General features: G+C 64.2%; 6 protein-coding genes. 4 read left to right on the top strand and 2 right to left on the bottom strand.

From position 1 onward, the window contains the following. Nucleotides 1–167: 167 nt before the first annotated feature. Nucleotides 168–503, bottom strand: coding sequence for a LysR family transcriptional regulator (locus tag BGO62_RS16325; RefSeq protein ID WP_296639169.1), 336 nt, complete (start codon nucleotides 501–503; stop codon nucleotides 168–170). A 95-nt stretch (nucleotides 504–598) separates the two neighbouring features. Between BGO62_RS16325 and BGO62_RS16320 the strand changes: the two genes are divergently transcribed. From BGO62_RS16320 to BGO62_RS16305, 4 genes are all read left to right on the top strand, one after another. Then, nucleotides 599–1,057: a DUF302 domain-containing protein gene (locus tag BGO62_RS16320; RefSeq protein WP_296639167.1), complete on the top strand. Its 459-nt coding sequence runs from the start codon at nucleotides 599–601 to the stop codon at nucleotides 1,055–1,057. Nucleotides 1,058–1,119: 62 nt separating this feature from the next. Then, nucleotides 1,120–1,494 carry a fluoride efflux transporter CrcB gene (gene crcB, locus BGO62_RS16315; protein ID WP_296644582.1) on the top strand — a complete coding sequence of 125 codons (375 nt, stop codon included), beginning with the start codon at nucleotides 1,120–1,122 and terminating at the stop codon, nucleotides 1,492–1,494. Next, nucleotides 1,491–1,802, top strand: coding sequence for a DUF190 domain-containing protein (locus BGO62_RS16310; RefSeq protein ID WP_296644577.1), 312 nt, complete (start codon nucleotides 1,491–1,493; stop codon nucleotides 1,800–1,802). Before crcB ends, BGO62_RS16310 begins: the two co-directional genes overlap by 4 nt. A gap of 30 nt (nucleotides 1,803–1,832) precedes the next feature. Further along, nucleotides 1,833–2,582, top strand: coding sequence for a sulfite exporter TauE/SafE family protein (locus tag BGO62_RS16305; RefSeq protein WP_296644576.1), 750 nt, complete (start codon nucleotides 1,833–1,835; stop codon nucleotides 2,580–2,582). A gap of 9 nt (nucleotides 2,583–2,591) precedes the next feature. Here the strand turns inward: BGO62_RS16305 and BGO62_RS16300 are convergent. Further along, nucleotides 2,592–3,784 (bottom strand): diguanylate cyclase (locus tag BGO62_RS16300; RefSeq protein WP_296644573.1); only part of this gene is annotated, 1,193 nt, incomplete at its 5' end.

Raw genomic sequence — 3,784 nt, 5'->3', positions numbered from 1 at the left:
ACTCACCCTGCGTTTCGACTGCAAGGCGTGCGAAATGCATGTCGTCGGGAAACTGAAGCCGGCCATCGCCAAAAGCGGGGTGCCGCTGACGTTTTATAAAACCGGCCCCAATCCGGTCGGGGCGCGGGGATGAGCCGGCCGGCGGGCAGACGGGCCCGGCAATCTGCTTATGGCGTGCGCTGCGGCAGACTTTCCGCCAGTTTCGCCATGAATGCCGCATGCTGCGCCTCGGCCTCCTGAAACGCCGCAATCAGCTGTTCGGCATCCCTGGCCAGGCGGCTTCCTGCAGGCCCGCTTTCGACTATCGGGCTGCCCCAGGCGGTGTTCATCGCATCGACGGCGTCCCACGCGGCCTTGTAACTCATTTTCATCGCCTTGGCAGCCTTGGAAATGGACCCGGTTTCGCGAATGCGCTGCAGCAGTTCGACGCGTCCGCGTCCGAGGAAGTTTCTGCCGTCCAAGGTCAGCCAGAAGCGGCCATCGGCCTTGAGCATGGAATTCATGGGTTCCAGTTTAACAAAGAGGCGGCGTAACAAACGACCATTGTTATCCCGCTGCAGGCGCCTAAAAATAAGGTTCTTAATCGAAGGAGATGATCATGAAAAAAATACTTGCCGTGTGCGCGATGCTCTGCCTGCCGTTTTCCGCCCTGGCCGCAGAAAGCTACACCGTGCTGTTCAAGACCCAGGGGACGTTCCAGGACGTGCGCGATTCGCTGCAGATGGCGATTGAGGGCAAGGGCCTGAAAATCACCAACACCAACAAGATCGCCGCGATGCTGGAGCGTACCGGCAAGGATATCGGCGCCACCCGGCAGGTGTACGGCGACGCCGAGCAGTTCGAATTCTGCAGCGCCACGATTTCGCGCCGGATGATGGAAGCCGATCCGCACGCGATCATGATGTGCCCCTACAGCGTGGCGGTGTACACGATCCCCGGCGACAAGGCAGTCTACATGGCCTACCGCAAGCCGGCCGCAACGAAAAACCCCGCGCTGAAAAAGGCGCTCGGCGAAGTCGAGGCGCTGCTCACCGAGATCATCAAGGACGCGATGTAAACGCTTGACTCCGGGAGCGTCGGCTAGAATGCGCGCATGATTCCGCGCGCCGCGTTCCAGCCATGACCGCCTTCCTCGCCATCGGCCTGGGGGCGGCCATCGGCGCGTGGTTGCGCTGGGGGCTGGGGCTGTGGCTCAACCCGCTGTTTCCCGCGATGCCGCTCGGCACGCTGGCCGCCAACCTGATCGGCGGCTACTGCATCGGCCTGGTCATCGCCTGGTTTGCCGAGCACCCCGGCGTGCCGCCGGAAGCGCGGCTGTTCCTCATCACCGGCCTGCTCGGCGGGCTGACCACGTTTTCCACGTTTTCCGCCGAAGTCGTCACTGCGTTGATGCGCGGCCTGTGGCTTACTGGCGGTTCGATCGCGCTGGCCCACATGGCGGGCTCCTTCCTCGCCACCGGGCTGGGATTTTATTCGCTGAGGCTTTTCAAATGAACACGGTCTGCCTGCAGGTGTTTGTCTCCGAAGCCAGCCGCCACCGCGGCAAGCCGACCTACGAATGGCTGCTCGATACCGCGAAAACACTGGGCATCGGCGGTGGCTCGGCATTTCGCGCGCTGGCCGGGTTCGGCCGCCACGAGCGCCGCGACGCGGGCTTTTTCGAGCTCGCGGGCGAGCTGCCGGTGGTGGTGGAATTCTTCGTCGAGACGGCGCTGGCCGACCGGCTGCTGGAGGCCGTCGCCGCGGCGGAATTGAAACTGGTCTACGCCAGGCTGCCGGCCGAAATCGGCGTCACTGCCTAGTGGCCTGCTGCCGAAACAACGCGACCCGGCGTGCTTGACCAGCTGATCCTGTTCGTCGCCTCGCTGGCGGCCAATTTCTTTTCGGCCTTGTCGGGCGGCGGCGCCGGGCTGATCCAGTTCCCCATGCTGATTTTCCTGGGGCTGCCGTTCGGCATTGCGCTTGCCACCCACAAGGTTGCAAGCGTGGCGCTCGGCCTGGGCGCCACGCTCAGGCATCTCAAGGAGTCGCATCTCGAGCGCCGCTTCTCGCTGCTGATCCTCGGCGCCGGCCTGCCCGGCGTAGTGCTGGGCGCGGTGACGATCCTGCATGTCCCCGAACGCATCGCCACCCTGTCGCTGGGCGTCCTGACGCTCGGACTGGGGCTGTATTCGGTATTCAAGCCCCGGCTCGGGCTGGAACACGCGCCCAGGCACCGGCAGGGCGCGGCGCTGGCCGGCGGCATGGCCGGGCTCTTCGTCGTCGGCTTCCTCAATGGCTCGATCACCAGCGGCACCGGGCTGTTTCTCACGATCTGGCTGATTCGTTATTTCGGGCTCGACTACACCCGTGCGGTGGCCTACACGCTGATCCTCTGCGGCCTGATATGGAACGGCACCGGCGCGCTGGTGCTGGGCGCGATCGGCACCGTGGCGTGGGACTGGATGCCGGCGCTGCTGGCGGGCTCGCTCATTGGCGGCTATCTGGGCAGCCACCTGGCGATCAAGAAAGGCAATCTGTGGATCAAGCGGGCGTTTGAAATCGTGACGCTATTGATCGGCCTGAAACTGATCCTCGGCTGAACGCCAGCCCTAGTTCTCGTCGGCGTGGATGCGGTTGCGGCCGTCGTGCTTGGCCTGGTAGAGCGCTTCGTCCGCCGCCTTGATCAGGGCGTCGCCGGTTTGATGCAGCGGATAGGTGGCGATGCCGCCGCTGGCGCTGGCGCGGAAATGGGTGTCGCGATACGGATGGCGGATTTGCGCGAAGTCCTGGCGAATGCGGTCCATTACGGCGAAGGCCTGTTCTGCATCGGTGTGCGGCAGGCCGATCAGGAATTCCTCGCCGCCGTAACGGCAGAGGATGTCGTGCTTGCGCAGGCGCTGCTTGAGCAGCCACGACAGGCTGCGGATGACCTGGTCGCCGACCGGATGGCCGTAGGTGTCGTTGACCTGCTTGAAATGGTCGATGTCCATCATCACCACCGACAGGAAGCCGCCTTCGTGCGCCACCCCCGACAGCAGCATGTCGAGCATGTGCTTGCCGCTGGAGTGGTTGAGCAGGCCGGTCAGGCTGTCGTGGTACATGGTGCGGCGCAGCGCGCGGTAACGCTCGATCTTGCTCTTGACGATGGCGTTGAGAAACACCGGGTTGAACGGCTTGGTGAGGAAATGGTCGCCGCCCAGCCGCATCGCGTCGACCTGCAGCGCGACGTTGGTCTCGCCGGACAGGTAGACGATGGGCGTGCTGAGGAATTCGTCGTGCTGGCGAATGATGCGTGCGACTTCGACGCCGGTGCAGTTCGGCATGTACATGTCCATCAGGATCAGATCCGGATTGAACTGCTTGAGCATGTTCAGCGTCTGGCGCGGATCGTTGACGATCTCGGAGACGATCTGGTTTTCCGCCAGCGTGCGCCGGATCAGGTGGCTGGCTGTCCTGGAGTCCTCCACGATCAGGACGCGGTACGCTTCCTGTTCCTGCCGCTCGTTCAGTTCCATGATGTGCTCGACGATGGCGTGCGCGGGCGTGCCTGCCATCAGGCAGCTATCGCAGCCGCTCCGCAGGGCCTGTTGCAGCTGCTCGAAATCGGAACGCACCCCGAGGCAGATCAGCCGGCCCATCGCAAACCGTTGCCGCAGCGCCTGGATCCGGTCGTGCCACTCGGCTTCGGGCAGGCTGCCCAGATCGAGCAGCAGCAGGGGGGCGCCGCCAGTCTGGTCCGGCAAGGGCTGTTGCCAGCCGATGAACTCCGCGGCCATGCCGAAATAGCCGAGCTGCGCCTGCA

The sequence above is a fragment of the Thiobacillus sp. 65-1402 genome, assembly GCF_001897685.1.
Lineage (GTDB): Bacteria > Pseudomonadota > Gammaproteobacteria > Burkholderiales > Thiobacillaceae > Thiobacillus.
Note: the sequence above shows the minus strand (reverse complement) of the source record. Positions and strands in the feature narration are given on the sequence as shown.